This window comes from Nostoc sp. 'Peltigera membranacea cyanobiont' 210A (assembly GCF_002246015.1).
Taxonomy (GTDB): domain Bacteria; phylum Cyanobacteriota; class Cyanobacteriia; order Cyanobacteriales; family Nostocaceae; genus Nostoc.
The window spans coordinates 556,012-579,610 of the sequence record NZ_NOLJ01000002.1 but is presented as its reverse complement, the minus strand read 5'-3'; the positions used below and the strand labels follow the sequence as shown (position 1 = coordinate 579,610).

Here is a 23,599-nt window from a genome sequence, read left to right as displayed (position 1 = left end):
TTGAGCTTTCTTTAGCGGCGTATTTGGGTAGGGTTAGAACAACAGAACCAAGACAACAAAGTGGCGTAAAGCTTTAACGAAATTGGGTGGTGTTGAAACATCTGATAAAGTTGATCGGGTGATGCAGCTTCCACATCTGGACTGTGCTGTGAAAGTCGCTGGATCAATTGAGTGTGGCGGATCAGCAAATCTGTCGGTTTGAGCATTGGAACTGTTGATGGAATGAAGCCGTCGATATCGGGAATATGAGATAATTCTGTGGTGTGAGTTGACGAGGCAGAAGCGCAATTCTGTTCTTCAGTAGCTTCTGCAAATGCACAATTTAACGGAATCTGAATCCAAAATTCTGTCCCTTCACCTGGTTGAGAACGACATTTGAGCATTCCCCCATGCTTGTCTACAACAATTTGGTAGCTGATTGCCATGCCTAACCCGGTTCCCTTGCCAATATCTTTCGTGGTGAAGAAGGGATCGTAAATACGGCGAATTACCTCCTCCTTCATTCCTGGGCCGTTGTCAGCAATGCGAATCACAACCCATTGTTGGTCAAGGACTTTGGTACGAATAGTGATTTGGGAATTGGGGATTGAGGATTGGGAACTACTCCTGACTCCCGAATTTTCTATACCTTCTTCCAAAGCATCAATGGCATTTGCCAGGATGTTCATAAATACCTGATTCAACTGTCCGGGGTAGCATTCAATCAGAGGAAGTGTTGCATAGTCTTTAACGATTTCAATTGCCGGACGATGAGCATCTGCTTTCAGGCGATGGTGAAGAATCATTAAGGTTCCATCGATGCCATCGTGGATGTTAACGGCTTTCATTTCTGCTTCGTCATGGCGGGAGAAGTTTTTCAAGGATTGGACAATTTCAACAATGCGACTTGTGCCCAGTTTCATTGAATCTAGCAGTTTGGGGAGATCCTGCATAATAAATTCCAGGTCTATGTTGTCTAACTCTGATTCCAGTTCTGGAGGAGCAACAGGTAGGAATTTCTGATACTTTTCCAACAGGTGCAACAAGTCTTGGGCATATTCGGCAACATACTTTAAATTGCCGTAAATAAAGTTAACCGGGTTGTTGATTTCGTGGGCAACTCCGGCAATAAGTTGCCCTAAACTGGACATTTTTTCGCTTTGGATCAACTTAGTTTGAGCTAATTGCAACTCATGGAGAGCTTGCTGAAGTTTCTGTGTTTGGGCTTTTGCCTGGAGGGCTGCTTGAGTGCTTTGCTCGTAAAGCACGGCTTTATCAATGGCGATCGCTGTTTGAGAGGCAAAGATACTCACCAGTTTCAGGTGTTCAGCCTTATATGAGTCAGTTTTGGAGGTTCCAATAGCGATCGCTCCTAGTACCCGCTCTTTGGCTCGTAACGGTACACAAATCATTGCAGCAACGTTTTTTTGCCCCTCTAATCGAGAATCAGCTTGCACATCATTGACAAGTTCTGCTCGGTTCGATTGCACAATGTTGCCGATAATTCCCTTACCCGGTTCCGGCTGATTATGGTCAAAAAAGGCTCCAAATTCCGCAATAATTTCAAACGCAGTTGCATCAGGACTCAGTAGCAGAATCATCCCCGCAGACGATTCAATTAATTGACTCAATTCCTGAAGCACAAGTTGGGCAATCTGTCGCGTATCTAAACTTGTTGTGAGTTTAGTTGAGATATCGTCAAACAAATCAATTTCCTGGTATCGCTCCAGCAATTCTATGGCGAGTATTTTCTTCTCAGCTTCCTGCTTTGCCAGAAATGAGAGCAAATTTGCAAGTATAGTTGCCTGTTCTCCGCCAACAACCCAACCGATGATCTCTCCTGAAACCTCGATTGGATAACGGTTTTCTACAGTTTGCTCTCCAATGCTAATCAGTTTCGTGCCGTCTACCAGTTCAACATCAATGGCAACGTTGAACTGGTAGATTAAGTTATGAAGGAGAGATGGCAACTCTTTTTTGTTGAGCATCTTTCTGAGGCTAACTGCGGACATGAGACACCTCATCTAGAGCAGGTTGCGAATTTCTGGCAATTAGTGTAAGTGTGTTCGTGTTGCGTCTCGCAGAGAAACCTACACCGTATTCCAACTTTCTGCCTCCTACCTCCTGCCTCCTGCCTTCTTCACCGTAGCTATCCGTACCCCTTCGGATAAGCAAGCTACGCCCAGCATTTCCAGAAAAGAGAGGAATTGTCATAAAAATCTAGGAATATAATAATTTACTAATTAAGACTAGTTTTCCCAAAAATATTGGCGATATAACAGCGAAGTTGAGCGGAAGTAAATACCTTTAAACTTCCTACCAGAGGCATCCTTCCGTCTATGTAACTTGTTTACTTTTTGATGAGTTCTATAAAAATATAAGTAAAATTTTAGGTATTAAACAATCTATAGGTTTAAATTATAATTACTTTATGTCTCTTATTACTACTATTCGTAAATTGGGAATCAGCGTTTTTGAGTATGTGGGTGAGCGCATTTATGAGATTGGAACAATCCCCTCTAGTGTATAAAAAGAAGCTGCGATCGCAGCTTCTTTTGGTAATTTTAAAAAGTATTTAGTAAGCGCTAGTTTTAGTTAGATCCGAGAATCGCGAAAACGAAGTCTGAGTAATCGCAGCCAGCGCAACCACATTTGTGCAGGTTGTTCAAAGAAGGTGAAAATATCGCCAAAACCTAAATTAGTTTTGTGATGATGTAACCAGTGTCTCTCAGGAGTGGTAATAAATAGAATTTGACATAAGATATTTACAGGCTTTGGAGTTTGCCAACCTAGTACACTTATGTGTCTCCACCATACATGAAACTGACCAAGCAGTAATCCAGAGATAACGCCAATGGGAGAGAAAGACCACAAGACTACTGCTACAAGTACATAAGGTAAAGCTCCCAAGATACCATCTAAAAGAACCTGGGGATTAAAAGTCAAAATAGCATAATGGCGGAAGTCCTTCTTCCAGGAGTGGTGCGTTTTTAAATGAAGGCTACCAAAAACGTGCTCGGGTACGTGATAAAAGAATGTAGATAGAAAATCGCCAAAAAACAGTAATAACCAAGCAACAGCGATAGCCTGAAGCATTTGTACTCCTCAAGAATAGTTAAGAAAACTCCACAGAAAATATGCAAGTCTCACGCTGTCGGCATAGACACCTAGTTTTCCGCCACTAAAGCAGCATCTGTGCGTCTTATGTGTCTACGCTCCAGCTAATTTGGCTCAGAGTATATGTAATTGGTTTAGTTGCAGTTTCTATGAATCTCCAATCCTTAATGCAGTAATCAGCAACTCGTAAGAACCTCCAATTTGACTTTTAACTCTGGGTTAATGGTATCAATACATCTAAAACCCGATTGGAATACAGTATTTTGCTATAGTTACTACACAATCTTCTTACTAAGGCATACAGCGTAAGCAAAGGTTGAGTTAAACTTAGTACAAATTTAGGTTAAGGCTTTCTACAATATTGTTAATTCTAAATTTATTGCAATTAATCTTCAATTATGACTTGATTTAGAATGATATAAATAGATATTCTGCCAATATTAATTGAGTTGCTGAGGTGAATCAAGTAGATTTATAGTTTAATGGAAACGCTGTAAAATTTTGCTCGTCTAGAATTAACTAGATGCCATATATATTTTCTGTAAATCGAGTAATAATATCGCTCTCAACCTGCACTTTCAATGATGAATTAACATTCAAAAGACAGGAATAATTTTAGAATTTATCTTTATTTGCCAAGTGCGTTTGGATTCCCTTACTCTAGATCATTAGCTGACTCTTGTTGTAGACACTCGCAACTTTATGTGTCACCCTTGTCCTGTAGTTGCTGTTGCACATAGCTTGCTACGCGCAGCGAACGGGTAGGCATTAGACTACAGCCTAAGCTAAAAGGGATAAAAAATTAAATGATAGAGTAGCAAATATTGATTCTTCCTTTATCATTTATAGAAAAGTTAGTAAATTAGTAAAGCACACCTGTAATATTTATTTACAACGTGTCCTATTGAAAAAGTATCTCAGTATATCCAAAATTTAGGTTACTTTCCATTTGGAAGGTAAAATCAGGATTTGAAGTTATGATTACACGATTTATCTATTTCAGTATGAACAAAAAATGGGCGGTCAAGCGAATCACTATAAACCTGGCATCAAATGAAGCCAAAAACCTTGAAAAATATTGTGAACAGACAGGCAGACCAGCAACGGATGTAATTAGAGAACTCATTCGGGCCTTGCCACTGACGAAATAAAAGTAGATTTGCTAACTATTTCACCTTGGTTCATTTTCAAGATATAAGTATTAAAATTTGGTTTAATTGGGGAGCATCTCACTTTTGTAAAAAGCCTAGCGAATGGAATTCGCGCCTACACGGACAAAACCCGCGTAGGCGGGTTTCCAATTTCTTAAGTCCGCGCAGGCGGACTTCTCTGCGAGACGCACTCGCGTTCGTTTCTATGATTACTGCTCTTGCAATTACTCACGTCAGAGTAAAATTGGAAACCTTTGTCCAAATCTGCAACACTTTCTACTTCAGCTAAAACTCTTCTGGACTGGCGCTTTTCAGACTTGGCGTCAACGTTCAGCAGCAGGTCAAGGCAAAGCTTGAATGAGTTCTCGAATCACGTCTATTGCTAGTTTGCCTGTCTGTTCGCAATACTTTTCAAGGTTTTGGGCTTCATCTGATGTCAAATTGATAGTGATTCGCTTAAGCGCTCTTTTTTGACTGGAGGTTGTCAAACGGGGAAATTTAAGTGCAGCAGTTTTATTCATTGATTGATAAGCTAGATATATACAAAACTTTCTTTATCAAGATTGCCAATTCTGAACTGTCTTTACCAGTGAAAATCGAGATTTTGAGATTGAACTTAAGCTTTACGCCCCAAAAATATTACGGATAATACGAGGTATTAAATAACTAGTACCATACGTAATAAATCTGTCATCACCAAATGCAAGAAGCTTTCGGCTGAAGAGATGGTGTCAGCAATGCCCTACAGTCCAGATGGTCTGTTGAGCAAACGGTGTTGAATTATCGAGATAAGTGGATGCCAAAGGTGCTTTTTATCAGTGAATATTTTGGTAATATACGTGTTTTAAATTCTCTGCAACATAAGATTATCCGTTTGTTATGGCTATTACCCCATATCTATAGCAACCTAGTACCGCAAGGCGGAATTAAAAATTAAAAATTAAAAATTAAAAATGAATACAGTATAAAGGTTTCGTTGATTTGGAATGGTGAGGCAGTCCGGTCTTCTCCCAAGGGGAGACGCCAAGGGCGATGGGGGTTCCCCCCATGAGGAACTGCCGTTAGCGAGCCTGCGAGCGTCACCCGAAGGGTTGGTTTATTTCCGCCGTGTTGTACTAGTAGATAATTCCTTTTCATAAAAAGTGATTAAACGAACAGTGAGTTAATACATGACTTTACAGAATTGGAGACGTAAGCGTGGCGTTACACTTACTACCAATGGGTTACAAAAAATTAAAGAAGCAAAGCATCAGTCAGAAGCAAAAGAAAATTTTGGAAATCGGTATACTCTTGAAGAAATGAGTGTACGTTCTGGTTTATATTCCGCTACCATCTCGAAAGTATTGAATCGGGAAGGAGGAGTTGACAAACAGACTATTGAGAAGCTTTTTTCAGTTTTTAACTTAAAAATAGATAAAAGTGACTATTCAAGCTCAAATACTCGTCTAGATTGGGGAGAGGCTATCTTTAACTCCGCTTTTTATGGGCGTGTAGAAGAACTTATTACATTAGAGCAATGGATTCTCAATGAGCACTGCCAATTGGTTGCACTATTGGGAATAGGAGGTATTGGCAAAACAGCACTGTCTGTAAAGTTTGCTGAAAAAATTCAGGACAACTTTGAGTATGTGATCTGGCGATCGCTACGAGAAGCACCGCCTGTTAAAATTATTCTAGGTAACTTAATCCAATTTTTATCTGACGAACGGGAAACAGAAAGTAACTTACCAGAAAGTTTTAGCGATCGCGTATCGCGACTACTCTATTATTTACAAAATTATCGCTGTTTAGTCATCCTTGATAATGCAGAATCAATTCTCCGTAGTGGCAGCCGCGCCGGACTTTACCCTGAAGGATATGAGGAATATGGTGAGCTTTTAAGACGGGTAGGAGAAGCAACTCACCAAAGCTGCTTAGTGCTTACTAGTCGTGAAAAACCCAGAGAAATAGCATTTCTGGAAGGACAAGCACTACCTGTTCGCTCATTGCCACTGAGTGGATTGAAGGTGGCGGAAGGGCAAGAAATTTTAAAATTCAAGGGACTATCGGCAGCAGAAGATGAATGGAAAGTAATGATTGAACGTTACGCAGGCAATCCATTAGCTTTAAAGATAGTTGCCACAACCATTCAAGATGTTTTTGATGGTAATGTCACTGGATTTTTGCAACAAGACACGGCTGTTTTTGGAGACATTCGCGATATTTTAGAGCAGCAGTTTGAGCGCTTGTCAGATTTAGAAAAGGAAATAATGTATTGGCTAGCGATTAATCGTGAGCCAATGGCGCTTCCAGAATTGCGAAATGATATTACATCCCAAGTACCGCAAGCAAAATTAATGGAGGCTGTGGAATCTCTGCTAAGGCGATCGCTAATCGAGAAGGCTTCTCTACGAGAGGCTGCGCGTAGCTTGCTTCCCGGTAGGGGTACGCTAATGCCAACGCCTACGCTGATTGAAAAAAGTGAAGCACTATTCACACTTCAGCCTGTGGTCATGGAGTATATGACTAGTAGATTGATAGAACAGGTCTGTGAAGAGATTGTCACTCAGAATATTGAGTCCTTTAGGCGCCATACTTTGATAAAGGCGACTGGTAAAGACTATGTTAAAGATATTCAGATTCGCCTTATCCTTAAACCAGTTATAGATGGGTTACTTAACCACTTAAGAAGTAAAAAAAATATTGAAAGTCAGTTAACTCAAATTCTTGCAAGACTGCGAGAAGAATCTCCGCTAGAACCAGGGTATACGGCTGGCAATATTTTCAATCTGCTTTGTCATCTAGAGACGGATCTAAGTGGCTATGATTTTTCTTATCTGACTGTTTGGCAAGCAGACCTACGCAACGTAAATTTTCACAATGTAAATTTTGCTCATGCCAATCTAAGTAAATGTGTTTTTGCTGAAACCATAGGGGGGATTCACTCAGTGGCATTCAGCCCTGATGGAAAACTTTTAGCGACAGGAGATACTAATAATGAGATTCGCCTGTATCAAGTTGTGGATGGAAAACAACTGCTTACCTGCAAGGGGCACAAGGGTTGGATTTGGCCAGTTACCTTTAGTCCCGATGGTTGTGTTCTCGCTAGTGGTAGTGATGATCAAACAGTGAAGCTGTGGGATACTAGCAGTGGTCAATGCCTAGCCACTTTACAGGGCCATAGCGGTGGAATCTGGTCTGTTTCCTTCAGCTCAAATGGTAATATACTAGCGAGTAGCAGTGAGGACACAACAGTGAGGTTGTGGGATATCAGTACCGGGCAATGCCTTAAGACTCTACTAGAACATGGTAGTCGGGTGTGGGCAGTTGCTTTTAGTGCTGATGATACAATGCTTGCTACTGGAAGTGACGACCACACGGTAAGGTTATGGGATATCATCACTGGTCAATGCCTAGCCACTTTAGTGGGACACACCCATAGAGTACAGTCAGTTGCCTTCAGCCCAGACGGTCAAATATTGGCTAGTGGTTGTCATGACCATACAGTAAAGCTGTGGGATGTTGCTACAAGCCAATGCCTTCATACCTTGCAAGGTCATACTGACTTAGTAAATTCGGTTGCCTTCAATTCAGACAGTATGATGTTGGCAAGTGGCAGTGATGACCAAACGGTAAAGCTATGGGATGTCAGTACAAGCCAATGCCTCAAGACTTTCAAGGGGCATGGCACTCGGATCTGGTCAGTTGCCTTTAGTCCTGATTCTACGATGCTGGTAAGTGGCAGTGATGACCAAACGGTAAGGCTGTGGGATGTCAGTACAGGTCAATGCCTTAAGATTTTGCAGGGTTACTGTAATGGAATATGGTCAGTTACCTTTAATCCTCAAGGCACGATGCTTGTTAGTGGTAGTGGCGATCAAATGATAAGGTTATGGGATACCAGCACAGGTAAATGTCTTAAAACGTTCCAGGGGCATAGTAATCGGGTTACATCAGTTTCCCTTAGTCCAGATGGTAGCATCCTTGCTAGTGGCAGCGAAGATCAAACAGTGAAACTATGGGATATTAGCATCGGTCAGTGTCTCAAAACGTTGCAGGGGCATAGTAATCGGATTTTATCAGTTGCCTTTAGTCACGATGGTACAATGCTGGCAACTGGCAGTGATGACCAAACAGTAAAGTTGTGGGATGTCAGCACTGGTAAATGCTTAAAGACTTTACAAGGGCACACCCAGCGGGTATGGTCTGTCGCTTTTAGTTTAGACGATCATACGCTAGCTAGTGGTTGCCATGACCAAACAGTAAGGCTTTGGGATGTCAGCAATGGTAAATGCCTCCAGATTCTGCAAGGTCATACTGACTGGGTCTGGTCAGTTGCCTTCAGTCCTGATGCTACGACATTGGCAAGTAGCAGCAGTGACCAAACAGTGAAACTATGGAATGTCAGCACCGGAATGTGTCTTAAAACTTTGTATGGGCATACCAATTCCGTATATTCAGCTGCCTTTAGTATGGATGGTTGCACATTAGCAAGTGGTAGCGGAGATCAAACGGTGAAGCTGTGGGATGTCAGCACAAGCAACTGCAAGAAAACTTTATCAGCACACACTAAATTAATCTGGTCAGTTGCTTTTAATTCTAAAGGTAATACTTTAGCTAGTAGCAGTGAAGATGGGACAATTAAGCTTTGGGATATTTTAAAAGGTGAATGCTTGAAAACTCTTTTTAGCTCTAGACCTTACGAAGGCACTAATATCACGGCCATTACAGGTATAACTTCTGCAACTATTGCCACTCTAAAAGCTTTAGGAGCAGTTGAATATAAGGAGTAGTATTACAGTTGTAAATGCTGCTCTTACATTTCGCGCTTGTTTTTGGCAAAAGCGATATTCGGGAAGCAAGTAATATCTATCACAACTTATGAAACTTGCCTCCATCTGCCTTGCTTTACTGTGCAGTATATCCTCCATCAATTATCATGTTGTGCCCCGTGATGAAGGAAGTTGCTTCCGAACACAACCACACTACTGTTTCTGCCACTTCCTCCGGCTTTCCAATGCGTCCTATAGGATGCATTGCCTTAAGTTGAGCAAGTGCATCTCTAGACAAAGCACTCAGTATATCAGTCTCGATGACACCGGGACTCACGACATTGATCCGGATGCCTTCCTTAGCATAGTCCATAGCCAACGCGCGGGTTAAAGCGATGACGCCACCTTTGGTAGCACTATAGTTTGCAATGCCCGCAATACCTACAACACCAGCAGCAGAAGCCACATTTACGATCGCCCCGCTGTTCTGTTTGAGCATCGCCCTGATTTCGTACTTGAGGCAGAGCCACGTTCCTTTAAGATTTACCTTAACCAGACGATCCCAGTCTTCTTCTGACATATCATCGGTGATTAAGCCGGGATTGCCCCCAATCCCAGCATTATTGCAAGCGCAGTCTAAACGACCATAAATTTTGACAGTTGTATTGACCAGTGCCTCCACTTCAGCAGCATTTGAAACGTCGGTCTTAACAAAAATAGCTTCACCTCCTGTCTCTTTTATCAGGCGTACAGTCTCCTCACTTTCAGCGAGCCGACGACTAGCAAGCACGACTTTTGCTCCAGCGCTGGCAAATGCGATCGCACTCGCCCGACCAATACCTGATGAAGCCCCTGTAACTAGCGCAACTTTTCCATCCAATTGACCTGTCATAGATGTGTTCTTTCCCTTTTGATTGCTTTGTTTTGCACTAACTGATAGCTATTTATGTTTCCGTAGCGATACTGCACCTACACTAAAAGCTAAGACTCCTAACACAGCAGAAGATTCAGGGACAGACACTGGCTTAAGCGCTGAAAATGCTAATTTTCCGATTAGCTTATGAGTGGCAGTTGTTGGATGGATTTCATCCCAGAATAAAAACTTGTCTGGGATACATATAACTGGCTGTGTGGTAACTTCAATCGGCACCACTGGTGAATCTCCGATGCACGAGTCAGTTCCATTCATGAGACTGAATTCCTCCGGCTCTGCGATGATCCGATTAAAAAGAGAATTAATATCAAGAGGAATAATTTTGATATTAGGGTTTAATTCCTGACTCAAAAGGTTAAGGTTTTTGGTCAAGCTGGAGTTGTGTTTACTGGTAAAAGTGCTAAGTAAGCTAGAAATTTGACGATTACCGCTTGTAACTGGAAACTTTCCTAAATCTGGCAAATTCAATACCATGATATCTCTAGCCCCAACAGCAGCAAGCGATTTTACCGCCGTTGATAAATTTGTAACACTCTGGGTAGGGTTAGGAGTGCCTTGGAAAAAGTAATCTAAATAATCATTAATACCCGCCCACAAGATATAGAGGGAGTTTGGATCGGCAGACGGATTTGCTATTGTAAAGCTGTTGATTTGTTGTTGTAATCCTGGTAGAGTGCTGATTCCTATATTCTTGAATCCTGTAGTTGCACCACCGAAGGCAAAGTTGGTGTTCGGATTAAAAGTTAACCGTAGATTGGAGGCGAGATATTCCACCCAAACCGGACCATTGGAAAAACGTTTATTAAAGTAAGGTGGATTTGGGGGAACGATTCCGTTAGTTGCATTAAATACATTACCCGTATCGGAAAAGCTATCTCCAAAAACATAAATCTCGTCATAATCCTTTGCCGAGACTTTGAGCGGAAATATCAAAGATAACAGGTAAAAGCCCGCCGCCAGAATTTCTTTTTGCACGATTAACTACTGAGTATGATTTAAATCTTGATAGATAACTTTAACAAGGAGCAAAGCTATGATCTAAGGAACTTTTCAGTGCTGATTCAGGTTCGCCCTGATGTGGAAAAAGACCTAGCGCTACGTTACCCCAACGCATCACACTTGCAGAGGCGACTCCTGCTGCACCAAAGCCATAAACGAGAACCAAATCATTTTCACGAATTTTACCCATCTGTGCAGCGTGATAAAGATTGGCCACGGTAAGTACTGGCCCAATATTAGCGTACAGAGGATAGAGGTTAAGGGTGCGCTCTGAGTCAATACCAAGTACACGTACACAGAAGCTTGAAAACCAGGCTGTGGCTGTATTGAAAAGAAAAAAGTCAATCCGATCGAGAGTTAAATCGGCTGCCAAAATAGCACCTTCGCAACAGGTACGTAAAAGCTGCGCCGATTCTTCACTGAGCGCATTTTTTGCGTCCTTGTTCAACTGCATACGAATTCGTGGATTGCCTTGCTTGTTTTCTGTAATATTTAAGGTTAATAAGTCACAGAAACAACTCGTATTAACAGTTTTTGTACTGAGTATTCCTTGGTTAGGTTTGACTGAACCGATAACAAAGGCTCCAGCACCATCGCCAAGAAACCAGGAAACGGTATCGTCCTCATCGACAAAGCGAGAGTAAGTGCACGAAATTACTACCAGTACATTGCGGTACTCACCTGCTTGTACTAAAGCACAGGCAGTTTGCAATGCTACTGGGGTGACACCACAAGCTCCATCAAGATTCCATGCAGCACCTTGCAGTCCCAGTTTTCGGGCAAGGAAGGCGGCATTACCAAATCCGATTTGTTCGGGCCAAATTGAGGCTACGAGCATGAGATCGACTTCTTCAGGGGTAAGCTTCGCCGCTTTGAGAGCATCACGAGCTGCGCGCTCTTCCAGCATCAGCGATGATTCACCTGGAGCAAGTACCCGCTGTTCGACAGTACCACGAAAAGGATCTGACAGATATGGCAACATCTCCAAGTCAAACTCGTTGCTGGGGGTACCAGCAAGCGAAAACAGCCTTCCCAAGCTTTTTTCCTCGACTTGAGCAACTATATCTGGGTATTTCTCTCTGTAATAATCTTTTGTACGTCTGACGCTGGGAAAGTTAACTGCGATCGCGCGAATACCTACTGGGTGATGCACCATGACAAATCTCCTCTTAGTAATTCCTAGCACCTTGTGCAATCAGATTGTGAATATGACTCTTAATTGGTGCAAGGCGGGTTGGGTCAATTACTACGTCAACAACGTACGGACAGGTCGAGGCCATCGCTTTCTCTAAAGCTGCTTGGATTTCAGGTTCCGTTTCAACGCGGATGCCCTCAGCCCCCATTCCAGAAGCTATCTTAACAAAGTCCGCCTGCGGAATCTCTACATCTACATCTTTGAACCCTAACAAAGCCATTCCCTGGTCGCACATACTATAGCGCCCATCGTTTAGTACAATCCAAACAGCAGCAACTTGGTATCTTACGGCCGTGCTTATCTCATTGTTCATTAGCATGGCACCATCTCCAACTATGGCGACAGTCTTACCATTGCGTGCCAGTGAAGCACCCACGACACCTGTGACGAAATGACCCATAGATGCAAACCTGGTACTGGCTCGAAAACGACCTGGTTTGGCAAATCGCAGTAAGTTAATTGCCCAAGCTAGCGAGTTTCCTCCTTCAGCCATGACAACCGCATCGCTTCCCTCAACTATTTGCCGTTGAATTGCATCCATGAGTACTTCCGGTCGCACTAGTCCCTCTGCACGTAGATTAAATATTACAGGCTTAGAACAAGGCAGCAACATTTCTGTTAACTGATTTGGGTGTTGTGGAAAGTACTTTAGCAGTGCCTTTACAAACATTCCCACATCGGACTGGATGGCAAACGTTTCGGCAGATGGATATGCAGTTCCTGGAACCTCTGGGTCGATATCGACATGCACGAACCCTCGTTTTGGAATCATCACGGAATTCCAGAACGAAGTCCACTCACTGAGGCGCGTTCCTAGCACCAACACTCGTAAAGGTCGTTGTTCTTGCATATACGTTAAAACTGACGTATGTCCGGCAAAACCTGTAACACCAACAAATTGAGGATGGTTTTCGGGAAAAATGCCCTTGCCTCTAGGTGAACACATCACTGCCGCTCCCGTCGCTTCTGCAAGCTGACAAATTTCTGCTGCTGCACCCCGCGCACCAAAGCCGACCCAAATGGCAAATGGCCCTTCTGAAAGCAACCGCGTACATTCTGCAATAGTTTCCTCATTTACGGCTGCGGGAGCAAAAGAGAAAGCCACTCGTGGCAATGATGTCTTAACTGAACTAGTTTGGATATTAGTGGAGATATTTAAGTGTGCTACAAAACCATCTGGTCGGGCTATACCAAGTGCCAACCGTCGATGAACCTTTGATAGTTCATCGCTGCATTCGAGAGTCGTCGCATAATGAAACAGTGGTTCTGATGTGAACAGTCCCCCACTAGGCATGGTGTAAGTGCTGGTTTCTTGGAATGCCCACCTTCCACGCTGCGATGCCGATGTTGAAGGTGACAGAAAAATAACTTTAGCACCCTCCCAACGTGCAGCAAACAAGCCAGTTAATGCATTCGTAATCCCTGGGCCTATTGTAGTAAACACTACGACGGGGCGATCGCTAGCAAAGTACGCCTCAACGGCGGCAAAAGCAGATCCTGCTTCGTGGCGAAAGTGCAGCACCTTGATTGAACTGTGTTGTAGCGCTTGCCATAGTGGCGCGATCGCACCTCCCGATACACCAAAGGCATACTGTACTCCCATATCTTCCAGGATTTTTACCACTGCCTCCGCTATCGAAAAAGTTTCGGATGGCTTGCTATGAGATGGCTGTTTACTTGAGTTTAATTCTGTAGTGGTATTTGCTTGTGTATCCTGAAATTTAACATCCATACAAACTATACTTAGGAATAATTTCCTTTCTGGAATAACTATTATCCCACACCTCAACTTAGTAATATTGTAATCTCAATGTAATATGAATTTGTTTGGATAATGCTAATACAACTTCGGTGAGTACTGCTTTCTAACGCAGGTATAACAGTAAAACTACCTTGGCGGTTCACTTCGCCAATCTTTGAGCAACCTATAAGTTCCGCATTGCCCTGATATAGAAAAATGTTCAGAGACTTCAAGAATAGTAGATGTGGGGATGCCTGCGGTGGTCACTTTGTCGTACCCCTCCGGGGAAGCAAGCTACGCGCAGCGTCTGTCTACGACACGCTGCGCGAACATAGAGAAGTGCGGGCTGCGCCAACGCGGACGACTTCATCCGTCTTTTTAGTTTGTGAAAACTGAACGCTATTAATCAAGCTCTGGAGTATAAAAAGATGATTGAATTAAATCAGTATAAGGCTTTAACTTTCGATTGTTACGGAACCCTAATTGATTGGGAAAATGGCATCTTAGGGGTGCTAAAGCCACTTCTGCTGACACACAACACTAATTTGGATAACGATAAAATTCTCGATATTTTTGCTGAATTTGAAGCAGAACTCGAAATTGGAGAATACATCAAATATCGAGAAGTTTTGAAAAGAGTAGTCCAGAAATTTGGTGGACGATTTGGCTTTAAGCCAACTGCTGACGAACTAAATTCACTTGCCAATTCGATTCAGGATTGGCTGCCTTTTCCCGATACAGTTGAGGCACTTAGAACTTTAAAGCAAAAGTTTAAGCTGGTAATTATCTCAAATGTAGATGACGATCTCTTTGCTTTCTCGGCAAAGCACTTGGAGGTGGAATTTGACGAGATAATCACAGCAGAACAGGCAAAAAGCTACAAACCCTCCTTCAACAACTTCAGACTGGCTATTGAGAGAATTGATTTGCCGCTAGAGCAGATATTACACGTTGCCGCTAGTGTATATCATGATATCGTGACAGCCAAATCTCTGGGATTATCAACAGTCTGGGTAAATCGTCGAGCAGAGCAAGGGGTTAGTGCGAGTTTACCAGCAGTCACTCAACCTGATTTAGAGGTGTGTGATTTGAAGACTCTCGCTGCTTTAAGTTCACAATAATTTGCTGATTTGAATTTAACCACGAGAGGAACAAAAAGGAGATCGTATTTAGATAGAGAGATGCCAAAAAAAGAATTTGTTGTTAAAAAACTAAACAGGGATTGCAACATAGATTGATTCTGTCTTACTCTAGAAAAAATACTACGTCAGTTTAATTTTCTTAAACTTTGGAAACCACAGCATATAACTGGCTTTCCTTTCCTGTGCGCCCTGCCGATAACCTTGTTCAATAAAACACTTTGATAGCCTAAAACGATGAAAGCATCTGCTAATTTTGACTTTGAAGACGAGAAATTCAATGCACCGCCTTCTCAAGTCCTTCCCTGGTGTCAGATGATTAATCCTCGGTATGGCACAGATGGTATACAATCTCACGGTTTGGCGATTAAGCTGGATAATGCCAATGCTGTCGGCTTTGTGCCAGATGATAATTGGCAGCAAGTTGAGCATGAATTTAGCTCTGGAGTAGAAACAGTCTTTATTAGCGCTACTCCACGCTTGGTTATAGTGCGTCGGGGGCCATTGTCTGTTAAAGACCGGGAAAGCGGTCTAAAACTGGGTACGCTCAAAGATAATTATGATGCTTTTTTAGCCGACAAACTTAAATTTAAAACCTTTACTCGCTATCTAATTTTTATAGTGGGTGAGAATAAAAAGTTTTTACATGAATCACCACTACAACTAACTCTCAATGGTGCAGCCGGAGCGAGTTTCAGCAAAACCTACTGCGAATATCAACAAGGCAGAGTAGTAAGTGGATTCGTTGCTGAACTAGAAAAAGCTTACGCTATCTACCGCAAGCAACCTTTAACATCAAAAGGGCCTTTGTTCCACGCTCACGGGATTTTTTGTCCCATCATTGAGTGTGAAGAAAGAGGTATTGAACCAAATACAGTTTTGGTAGCTTCAACTGTGGACTATAAACATCCCACCGTAGGGACTTTAACGCAATATTTAATTGCTTCCGATGCTCTTGAGTCTGCAATGATTTGCAAGACTTTTGAAGAACACAAAGATTTTGGCAAGGAACCTGTAAAATCAGAAACGCCTAAATTGGCAATGGCAGGAGTTTCCAACTCTTACGTTTATGCTGATGAAGATGATTTTGCTTATCCGCCGTACTAAGGAGAGTGAGGAGTGAGGAGTGATGAGTTTTGAATTAATAACTCCTAACTCCTAACTTCTAACCTCTAACTTTATTCTTTGAGCAGCAAATAATATAATGAACCATTACCGCCTGTGACACCAGCGCGATCGCCTGCTAGTTTGCCAGACCCCATAAAATAATCCACCCGGCCCGGCCCTTTGATGGCGCTTCCTGTATCCTGGTCAAGCACAAAGCGGCTGACAGTACGCCTCTCTAATTTGCCACCACTGGCAAGATAGGGAAATGAGTTGTAAATCAGGGCTAACGCTCCCGGTGGCATGAGAGACTTATCTGTAGCAATGGAACGTTCTGCTGTTACTGGCACATGAATACTACCAGTAGCACCTCTACCGCTTGTTTCTTGGAAGAAAATAAATCGTTCCCAGCGGGGCAGATAATTGTTCAACTCTTGGGGCTTTTGTCGGAAATAACTAATCAGACGTGGCATTGTCAATCCATTTAGTGGAAGTTTGCCATCTTTCGCTAGTTCTTTGCCGATACTAGTCCAAGGGTAATCAGTTCCACCGGCATAGCCAATTGATGTTGTCTTGCCATTAGTTAATTTAATTTGGGCAGAACCTTGGATATGTACCATGTATGCGTCTAGGCGATCACGAAACCAAAGCAGTTCTAAACCGCGTAACTTGCTCTTATTCCCTTTTAAACCATCTTTCCCTTCCAAATCAATTCGTTTTGGGTGGGGTTTAGGCCATTGCCTGAAATCAGGTGGTAGCCGATAAAGAGGATACTTATAGATTGCAGTCTTTACACGGCTAGCAGTGTAAACAGGTTCATAGTAAGCAGTGAACTTAACAGTACCCTTGCCATCATTGCCCACGGACTGGTAGAAGACAAACTCACGGCGGACAGCGGCTTGTAATTGCGCTGCTGAGTTAGAACTGACAACCAGTTGGCGGAAACGCAGCAAACTCCGGCGGACGCGATCGAGGGTAATTTCCCGAACTGGATAATTTTGATATGCTGCGATCGCGTCACCCTTTGTTAGGTAAAGCAGACTGTTATCAATGGAAGCCAACAGCGCTTTGCGATCGCCTCCGGTGGGCGAAGCGCCAACGCCTGTTTTACCTCTTTGACTCCAAATTTGCTCATCCCAACCCAAGCAAGTTGGCCGGACTGTACAATCGCTTCCGATAGTGATTGGTTTTAGCGGCGGCGCGATCGCAGGAGTGATCGGTATTGGTATAGGTGGAAGATCGGGAGTAGTCGGTAGTGGCAACGGCAGTAAGTTAGGAACCTGAGCAACAGCCGACCAGAGAGGGTTTACGAGGGCAATTCCTAGACTCAAGGAAAGCAAAGCAAGGGTTTTTCTCATCATTTAGTTGAATCTTTCAACACTGGAACTAAAAATCGGTTCTACCCGGATTGCCACAATCCGAGAAGGGCGTACTACCATATATTCCCCTTGAATATTTTTGATCGGCACGCTAATAAAGTCATTAGAAGCAGATTTTGGCACAAGTTCGCCGCTATACCATTTCTGAAACTCTTGAATAGTAGGAAAACGTACTTCTTCTCGGTGGCCGCTTTCCAGTAGGATGTATACGGCATATTCGTTTGCAGTTCTAGCCATAAAGTTGAATCATTTAAAAAACATTCAACCCATTGTTAACCACCTAACCCCCGAATGAAAAGGGTAAGCATACGGGAGGTTGGAAGCAAGGGAGAATTTGCAGTAAGTTTTTTTCCTCTGCCCTTCGGTAACAGAGCGCAGCCTCTCGTAGAGAAGTGCTGCTCCTTTGCAACTCTGCCTCCCTTGCTCAATGCCCCATACCCAATGACTCTTCACTCTAGACGCCTAATCCTTTAACCAGTTCCTTAAAAAGTGTAATTTTACATTAGCTCTTGCATAACATTCCAATCAACCTCTGATAAATCATTGGCATTGTTGAAAAACAGTTATTCAGGAGACAAAAATTATGAAACTTTACTATCGTGGTCTGAGCTACGAATATAACCAAAACAAAGTTGGCAGCAAAAAAACAGAACAGCTGTTTCAACCAGTTCCTCAAATTGGGCCAGCTTATAATTTGATGTACCGTGGCGTTAACTATCGTGTCGATCCAAATTCCAAATCGGCGGAAGTTCCTCTAGTACCAATAACCTATAAATTGAGCTTTCGGGGAATCACCTATTTTGTAAATAAAACTCAATTAGGAGAAGTTAGCGTAGTCTCTCAACCAACAGCTATTTCAAAACTTGAGGCCCTGGCGATTTCTGAGGAATTATTAAAGCTTCAACAATAATATGCCTGCAAGCCGATCTGGAGTCTAGTTAGTTATAAACTTGTAATACAATCCTCAAAAAACCTTGCTTGGAATTTTGGCACTACCTACTTTCTGTCTGAACAAACCTTACCAAAGCTGGTAGTTGTGTCAAGATTAATTTGAGGAATTAAGGCTTGTGACACAATGTTAGGACAATTATTAGACGGACGTTACCAAGTCCTCCAAATATTAGGTGGAGGTGGATTTGGTCAAACCTACATAGCCCAAGATACCCATCGGCCAGGTTTCCCAAAATGCGTTGTCAAACACCTGAAGCCCGTCACTCGTAGCCCTGAATTTCTCGAAACTGCCAGACGGCTATTTACTAGTGAGGCAGAAACTCTAGAACAACTGGGCTACCATGACCAGATTCCTCGGCTTTTAGCCTATTTTGAAGACAACCAAGAGTTCTTCTTGGTGCAAGAGTTCATTGAAGGACATACCCTGAAAGCGGAACTATTCCCCAATCAACGTTGGACAGAAGATCGAGTCATTCAATTACTCCAACAGGTTCTGGGTATTCTACAATTTATTCATAGCCACAACGTTATTCATCGAGATATCAAACCGGACAATATAATTAGGCGGGAACAAGACGGTAAGCTAGTGCTGATTGACTTTGGCGCTGTTAAACAAGTCCAAACTCAACTGCTCACAATTGCAGGGCACACGGGGGCTACTATTATTATTGGTACTCCCGGATATATGTCTACAGAGCAGGGACAAGGTAAGCCCCGCCCCAATAGTGATATTTATTCTTTAGGCATTATTGGTATACAATCGCTGACAGGGTTACATCCGATAAACTTTGAGGAAGACCCAAATACAGGAGAAATTTTTTGGCAGCATCAAGCTAACGTCAGTTCTGAGTTGGCATCTGTGCTATCTAAGATGGTGCTACATCACTTTAAACAGCGCTATCAGTCTGCCGCTGAAGTTTTACAGGTGCTTAAGGATCTTGATCCTAGAGTAGAAGCGCAATCACTTCAACTACCATCTTCTACACAACCGCCTCAAGCTTCGCTTGCTCAACAAAACTCAATTGGATATCCGCCTGCTTCTATTCTGTCTGGGGAAAATTACAATCGCTTAGAAACAATTCTTTTAGAATTTGTCGGCCCCATCGCCTCAAGATTACTACGACAAGTTGCGGCCTCAGCATCCAATTTTGAAGAATTAATTAGTCAATTAGCTCTTCATCTTCGAGAAAATCAACAAATTGATTTTAAGAAGAAAACAATCTTTCTACTAGAGAAACCTACTCTACTACAAGAACTTACTATTAAATCCGACCTATCTGGTATTAACTCAAATGGTTTACTAAACCAGGAATCTCAAGTCATCAGTGACAAATTTCTAGAAGAGTGCGAACGTGAGTTGGCTAAATTAATTGGCCCAATAGCTAAGTTTATAGTCCAAAAAACTGTTAAATCTTCTGGGCAAATCTCTCGTGCAGAATTTGTGAAAATTTTAGCATCAAAAATCCCCGAACCTCAAAAAGCTTTGCAATTTGAGCAACGCCTACTATCTTGAATTTTTCAAAATTGCGTTTTTGTCTTCGTTAATAACGAATAACGAATTACGAATTATTAGCCTTGGTTATTCAGCATTTCCAGAGCTATTTTTAAGCTCGCTTTCATCCGATTAAATGCTTCTGCTAACCCGCCAATTTCATCATGAGAGCTTTCCTCAAAATCAGCGCTCATATCACCAACACTAACTTTTTGAGCTATTTTCTCTATTCTTCTGATGCGCTGAATCACATATTTTGTAATTAAGAAGTTAATTAAGAAAACTACGATCGCAAAGATCGCAATTAAAAGTCCCATTATTAATATCCAAGTCTGCTTGGCATTGGCAAAAATATCTTGAGAAGGAACAGAGATTATTTGAGCAGAAACAATCTGATTGAGTTGCCAGCCAAAACCATTTTCCGAGCCATAATTTAGCAACTGACTTTTAGGAGCCTGATCTGGTGTAGAATGGCATCGCAAACATTTGGCTTGTGTAATCTTTAGTGGTTGTGCAATGTAAAATACTTCGCCTTCTGACAATTTACGAAAGCCTGTAATTTCTAGAGTATTAGGTTCGTTGCGAAAACGCTCGACAAGTTGAGTTTCAAAATTATCAGCTTTATCCGCTAAATTGGTTGGATTAAGTGTTGCATCCTTATGAAAAAAGTTTTTAAATTCAGGCTTTTTACGAAAATTTTCAAAAACCTCTTTAGACGAAAAAGTTGGTACTACTTCAGGCATGAATGTTGGGTTAGTATCTAATCTAGGTTCTAATAGGGGAGCAATACGATTTTGTGTATAATCTCTAACTGCATTCACCATTTGGATGAGAATCTGCGCTTGAGAACTTACTTCATTTTGCGCTCTCCCTTGAAGTACACTGGATAAGGCAACACCACTTCCCAAAATACTGATGATAAAAACTAATATTAAAAGCAAGTTAAATTTAGCACCTATTTTTAAGTTTTTTAACGTAATGTTGTTTAACATAACCTAAGCAACGAAGGTGGCCTGTGAGTGTGTCTAATATTTATTTATACCTGTTAGAAAGCATCTCAACAATATTTAAATAAATATTAATTTTTGAGTGCAATATAACCTCTTTAGGCAGCAGTTAAATTTATTTAAATTAGTCCTGAAAGCCAAATTATTTCCTTAACCATAATTAATGATGTTTGTGCGATTTCCCCGTCGTTTATTTCTATTTTATCTACTAGGTTTTACATTTGCTGCCTGCAAACCACAAGATGGAGATGGGGTTGAGGGCACGTTAACTATTGGTGTAATCAACTATGGTGGAGGCGAACAGATAATTAATCAATATGCTAAATTTAATAGTTACTTAGGTGAAAAAACAAACTCATATATTCAGTTAGAGCCTGTTTTTAATGAAAATAGAGCGGTTGAGCGCCTTAATGCTCGTGCTTGGTCATTGGTATTTGCTCCACCGGGTTTAGCGGCTATCGCGATCGCACGTCACCAATATGTTCCCCTATTTCCTTTAATAGGTATTAGTAATTTACGTTCAATCTTCGTTGTTCGTAAAGATAATCCGATCGCTGACTTGAAACAATTGCAAGGCAAAACAGTGGCTTTAGGACAGTTAGGTTCAGCAACAGGATATTATTTTCCTCTTTACAATCTTTATGGTACAACGCTGGCTGAGATACTGTTTGCACCCACACCCAAAGCAGCACTGGAATTGGTCGCTCAAGGAAAAGCGATCGCCTGTGCCGTATCGGAGGCAGAATTAAGTCTCTACAGCTCACAGTTGGCGCCAACCGAATTCCGCATATTATTTAAAGACCCTCATTATGTACCATTGGGCGTGGTCTTGATTGGGCCGAATGTAGAACGTAACCGTCAAGAATTTATCCGCAAAGTGATGAGTGAATCGTCTTCAGATTTGGCTCAAGAAGTGGGGTATGTACCCAATGGACAAGTACCAGATTACAAATACATGATTTCTGTGGTCGATCGGGTAAGCTCAATTAGTTCCAAGCTGCAAAATAAACCTGTTCGTTTATTCTAATTAAAGCAATAACAATACTTTCAGCCTTTGTTTTCTCTAAAAAAAGCCCTCCTGTGAAAGAGGGGAGCATCTCAATGAGTGTAAAAACACGCCTGCCCTGGCGAATGGAATTCGTGGCTATACAAACAAAACCCACCTCCGTGGGTTTCAAATTCTTCGAGTCCGCGCAGGCGGACAGGCGGACTTAGTTTGTGTAGCCGCGATTTCTAATCGCCTGGTATATTTGCAAAGGTGAGATGCTCCCTGAAAGAGAGCATTGTTATTGCTAAATTTTGTAAAGTATAAACTGAGAAGAAAAAACAGCCAGCAAGTCTGACTGGGAAATAAGGTTAAAAAAACAATTTGAATCGTGCTAGCTGGTTTTTAATCGTCTCTGTCAGGATTTTGTCCAGTTCTGTAGTGTCTTGAAATTGTAAAATTTGCTGCGTCGGTAAGTCGAAGGGAAATTCACCTTCAAAATCTGGGCGTTGCATTTGCGCTAGTAGAATCTGTTCAGATCGTTTACTTTGGATGGCATAGCCAATCTCAATACAGACATTCGGACTGGGAATTAATTGGAGGGTTTCTTTACCTTCAATGCTAGCAATAGGGGTGGTGTCAGCGATAAATAACAAACTCTTACGGATTTTCCGCATGATTGTGCGGTTAATTCGGAAAGTAGCACCGCTAGGACGAGAGGATTCTATTAATGTTAGGGGAAGACGCGATCGCAAGTTTAAATTGTCTAAACTTTTTCGCAGTTCTTCTTTGAGAATATTCGTTGCTGCGGCATACTCAGTTTGATAGGATAAAAAAATCGTTGGTTCTAACTGAGCCAACACCGCTTGCTTGGTGAAATAAATTTCATGACTAATTAAGTCAATGTTAGAGACGCAATAGCCACCACTACCTTCAATATAAAATTCAATATTTTCCCCTTCCAGATAGCGCCCAAACCAAGTTGATTGCTTAACTTCGTCACTTTCTTCCAAAAAGTCTGCTCGCAATGCTGATTTCAGCAGACTTTTTTTGCTTAAGCGAATGTCTGGCGGACGTTTTTCCAGTTCTGGAATCGGCTCATAATCCTGTAGATACCACGCTCTGAGCGCAATTATTGACATAAGGCGCTATTTTAACTGTTTCTCGCTATTTAACTTCGTATAATCTTACACCCAGAGGAGTCCCTATTTCAGACTTCTCTTTAAACACAACAACACCCAAACCTCTACTCGCTGAACTATCTCCTCTTTTTGTTGATTATAGCCAGGGATGCACTAACTTCCATTGCTTTTGTAAACAAGTAATGAAAATCAGTTACAGTGCCCCCTAATCTTCCACATTTGAGGAAACAGCAGTTTTTGCGTTGGGTGTTGCTGTATTTTGACGAGACAGATGTAAGTTAAACAGCGTCTTGTACCTCTTACTAACATTTCAAATGCAGCTGTTATATCTGCCAAGTAAGCTTATTTCTTAGCTTCAATTATTAAATTATCACTTGTAGATAGGAAAGACTTTTTTTGCAATTAAACTTTACTTTTAAATGGTTTGTAATCAAATTCAATATATTGCACACTCTGGATAAACTATAGAGATTTTATTGAGTCTATTATTAAGAAAATTATCATCTACCTTTTGGATGAGTTTAAAAATTGAC

General features: G+C 41.9%; 20 protein-coding genes. 8 read left to right on the top strand and 12 right to left on the bottom strand.

Going from position 1 to position 23,599, the window contains the following annotated elements:
• Positions 1-11: 11 nt before the first annotated feature.
• The 3 genes from CDG76_RS07380 to CDG76_RS07375 all read right to left on the bottom strand — a co-directional run bounded on the left by CDG76_RS07380 (position 12) and on the right by CDG76_RS07375 (position 3,075).
• The gene (locus CDG76_RS07380; RefSeq protein WP_094348396.1) at positions 12-1,991 is read right to left on the bottom strand and encodes an ATP-binding protein; all 1,980 of its coding nucleotides are present in this window, start codon (positions 1,989-1,991) and stop codon (positions 12-14) included.
• Positions 1,978-2,193, bottom strand: coding sequence for a hypothetical protein (locus tag CDG76_RS35935; RefSeq protein WP_143854041.1), 216 nt, complete (start codon positions 2,191-2,193; stop codon positions 1,978-1,980). The genes CDG76_RS07380 and CDG76_RS35935 overlap by 14 nt, the downstream gene beginning before the upstream one ends.
• A gap of 381 nt (positions 2,194-2,574) precedes the next feature.
• Positions 2,575-3,075, bottom strand: a complete 501-nt coding sequence (locus tag CDG76_RS07375) for a fatty acid hydroxylase (protein ID WP_094348395.1) — start codon at positions 3,073-3,075, stop codon at positions 2,575-2,577.
• A gap of 1,025 nt (positions 3,076-4,100) precedes the next feature.
• On the opposite strand from CDG76_RS07375, the gene CDG76_RS07370 reads away from it, so the two are divergent.
• On the top strand, positions 4,101-4,247 hold the full coding sequence (locus CDG76_RS07370) for a ribbon-helix-helix protein, CopG family (protein ID WP_094348756.1): 147 nt from the start codon (positions 4,101-4,103) through the stop codon (positions 4,245-4,247).
• A gap of 341 nt (positions 4,248-4,588) precedes the next feature.
• Here the strand turns inward: CDG76_RS07370 and CDG76_RS07365 are convergent, their stop codons facing one another.
• Positions 4,589-4,768 (bottom strand): CopG family transcriptional regulator, encoded by a 180-nt coding sequence (locus CDG76_RS07365; RefSeq protein ID WP_094348394.1) that lies wholly within the window; start codon positions 4,766-4,768, stop codon positions 4,589-4,591.
• Positions 4,769-5,416: 648 nt separating this feature from the next.
• On the opposite strand from CDG76_RS07365, the gene CDG76_RS07360 reads away from it, so the two are divergent.
• Positions 5,417-9,019 (top strand): NB-ARC domain-containing protein, encoded by a 3,603-nt coding sequence (locus tag CDG76_RS07360; protein WP_094348393.1) that lies wholly within the window; start codon positions 5,417-5,419, stop codon positions 9,017-9,019.
• Between the two features lie 115 nt (positions 9,020-9,134).
• Here CDG76_RS07360 and CDG76_RS07355 read toward each other — a convergent pair whose 3' ends face one another.
• The 4 genes from CDG76_RS07355 to CDG76_RS07340 are packed head-to-tail and all read right to left on the bottom strand — an operon-like array spanning position 9,135 to position 13,858.
• Complete coding sequence (locus CDG76_RS07355) at positions 9,135-9,890, bottom strand: SDR family oxidoreductase (protein WP_094348392.1); 756 nt, start codon at positions 9,888-9,890, stop codon at positions 9,135-9,137.
• A gap of 48 nt (positions 9,891-9,938) precedes the next feature.
• Positions 9,939-10,907, bottom strand: a complete 969-nt coding sequence (locus CDG76_RS07350; protein WP_094348391.1) for an SGNH/GDSL hydrolase family protein — start codon at positions 10,905-10,907, stop codon at positions 9,939-9,941.
• Between the two features lie 40 nt (positions 10,908-10,947).
• The gene (locus CDG76_RS07345; RefSeq protein ID WP_094348390.1) at positions 10,948-12,087 is read right to left on the bottom strand and encodes a 3-oxoacyl-ACP synthase III family protein; all 1,140 of its coding nucleotides are present in this window, start codon (positions 12,085-12,087) and stop codon (positions 10,948-10,950) included.
• Between the two features lie 13 nt (positions 12,088-12,100).
• Positions 12,101-13,858, bottom strand: coding sequence for a ScyA-related TPP-binding enzyme (locus tag CDG76_RS07340; protein ID WP_094348389.1), 1,758 nt, complete (start codon positions 13,856-13,858; stop codon positions 12,101-12,103).
• Positions 13,859-14,083: 225 nt separating this feature from the next.
• Between CDG76_RS07340 and CDG76_RS35930 the strand changes: the two genes are divergently transcribed.
• The 3 genes from CDG76_RS35930 (at position 14,084) to CDG76_RS07330 (ending at position 16,113) form a co-directional block, all read left to right on the top strand.
• Positions 14,084-14,263 (top strand): hypothetical protein, encoded by a 180-nt coding sequence (locus CDG76_RS35930; protein WP_143854040.1) that lies wholly within the window; start codon positions 14,084-14,086, stop codon positions 14,261-14,263.
• Between the two features lie 32 nt (positions 14,264-14,295).
• Positions 14,296-14,988 carry a haloacid dehalogenase type II gene (locus tag CDG76_RS07335; protein WP_094348388.1) on the top strand — a complete coding sequence of 231 codons (693 nt, stop codon included), beginning with the start codon at positions 14,296-14,298 and terminating at the stop codon, positions 14,986-14,988.
• A 255-nt stretch (positions 14,989-15,243) separates the two neighbouring features.
• Entirely contained in the window at positions 15,244-16,113 is an 870-nt protein-coding gene (locus CDG76_RS07330; protein WP_094348387.1) for a DUF5895 domain-containing protein, read from the top strand.
• 71 nt (positions 16,114-16,184) lie between these two features.
• Here the strand turns inward: CDG76_RS07330 and mltA are convergent, their stop codons facing one another.
• Together mltA and CDG76_RS07320 are read right to left on the bottom strand one after the other, a co-directional pair.
• Entirely contained in the window at positions 16,185-17,468 is a 1,284-nt protein-coding gene (gene mltA / locus CDG76_RS07325; RefSeq protein WP_094348755.1) for a murein transglycosylase A, read from the bottom strand.
• A gap of 3 nt (positions 17,469-17,471) precedes the next feature.
• The gene (locus CDG76_RS07320) at positions 17,472-17,726 is read right to left on the bottom strand and encodes a hypothetical protein (protein WP_094348386.1); all 255 of its coding nucleotides are present in this window, start codon (positions 17,724-17,726) and stop codon (positions 17,472-17,474) included.
• A gap of 346 nt (positions 17,727-18,072) precedes the next feature.
• Here CDG76_RS07320 and CDG76_RS07315 point away from each other — a divergent pair, with 346 nt between their 5' ends.
• Positions 18,073-18,399: a DUF4278 domain-containing protein gene (locus CDG76_RS07315; RefSeq protein WP_094348385.1), complete on the top strand. Its 327-nt coding sequence runs from the start codon at positions 18,073-18,075 to the stop codon at positions 18,397-18,399.
• Positions 18,400-18,564: 165 nt separating this feature from the next.
• Positions 18,565-19,953 carry a serine/threonine-protein kinase gene (locus CDG76_RS07310; RefSeq protein WP_094348384.1) on the top strand — a complete coding sequence of 463 codons (1,389 nt, stop codon included), beginning with the start codon at positions 18,565-18,567 and terminating at the stop codon, positions 19,951-19,953.
• Between the two features lie 56 nt (positions 19,954-20,009).
• Here the strand turns inward: CDG76_RS07310 and CDG76_RS07305 are convergent, their stop codons facing one another.
• Positions 20,010-20,924 (bottom strand): Tll0287-like domain-containing protein, encoded by a 915-nt coding sequence (locus CDG76_RS07305; protein WP_094348383.1) that lies wholly within the window; start codon positions 20,922-20,924, stop codon positions 20,010-20,012.
• A 181-nt stretch (positions 20,925-21,105) separates the two neighbouring features.
• Here CDG76_RS07305 and CDG76_RS07300 point away from each other — a divergent pair, with 181 nt between their 5' ends.
• Positions 21,106-21,966 (top strand): phosphate/phosphite/phosphonate ABC transporter substrate-binding protein, encoded by an 861-nt coding sequence (locus tag CDG76_RS07300; protein ID WP_094348382.1) that lies wholly within the window; start codon positions 21,106-21,108, stop codon positions 21,964-21,966.
• Positions 21,967-22,295: 329 nt separating this feature from the next.
• On the opposite strand, the gene CDG76_RS07295 is transcribed toward CDG76_RS07300, so the two are convergent.
• Positions 22,296-23,066, bottom strand: coding sequence for a hypothetical protein (locus CDG76_RS07295; protein ID WP_094348381.1), 771 nt, complete (start codon positions 23,064-23,066; stop codon positions 22,296-22,298).
• Positions 23,067-23,599: the final 533 nt, after the last annotated feature.